Raw genomic sequence first — 888 nt, 5'->3', positions numbered from 1 at the left:
CTGCCGTCCTTCCTGATGTACTCCTTCTCAAAAGGGTGCGCGCGCCCCGTCGCCCCGATCTCTGCCAGGGCATGTTCGTCGCGCTCGAGCCATTCTGGCGGCGTCAGATCCCTCCAGCTCACGCGACCGGAGGCAAGATCCTCCCGCTCGTATCCCACCATGCGAAGAAATTCGTCGTTGGCCTCAAGAATGTCGCCACCCGCATTCCAGACGACGATCCCGATGATGTTGGCGTCGACGAGGCGCCGGATCTTCCCTTCGCGCTCCGCAAGATCGCGGTACAAGCGGGCATTTTCCAGCGAGATCGCAGCCTGCGAGGCCAACAGCTTCAGTACGGCGATGCGGGCCGGACTGAACACGCGGGCAGTCAGACTGTTTTCAAGGTAGAGCGCGCCGGTGAGCTTCGCCTGATTCATCAACGGAAAGCAGAGAATTGAACGCGCGCGATGCTGACGGATATAGGGGTCTGTGGCGAACGAGGACTCAGCCGCGGCATCATCAAGAAAGACGCTCTCCCGGGTGCGCAGGACATGGTTGAGGATCGACTCCGGCAGCATCGCCGTGCTAACGGGAACATCGCGCAGCTGCAACTGGGGGGCGTCGCCGGTGGTCAGCGCTTGCGCCGCTATCCGTTCTTCGCCGCCGTCCGACAGAATCAACACGCCTCGGTCGGCGCCCGCCTGTTCGATGGCTGTACGCATGACCATCTCGATCAGCTTGTCCAGCACGATGTCGCCCGAGGCGGCTTGCGACACCTTGATCACCGTCGCGAGGTCGAGGTGTTCGACTGGCGTTGAAATCGTGATCGTCGGCCGGGGCTCAGGTTGTTCCGCTCTCAGGTACGGATACCTCTCCTCGAGTTGCCGCACTTTCCCGTCGGCGCCCCAA

General features: G+C 62.4%; 1 protein-coding gene. It reads right to left on the bottom strand.

Going from position 1 to position 888, the window contains the following annotated elements:
- The coding region (locus NQV17_RS37780) for a GAF domain-containing protein (RefSeq protein ID WP_257776157.1) at positions 1-888 on the bottom strand (888 nt) is incomplete at both ends.

Source organism: Burkholderia sp. SCN-KJ (assembly GCF_024656005.1).
Lineage (GTDB): Bacteria > Pseudomonadota > Gammaproteobacteria > Burkholderiales > Burkholderiaceae > Burkholderia.
This window is presented reverse-complemented; position numbering and strand designations above follow the sequence as displayed.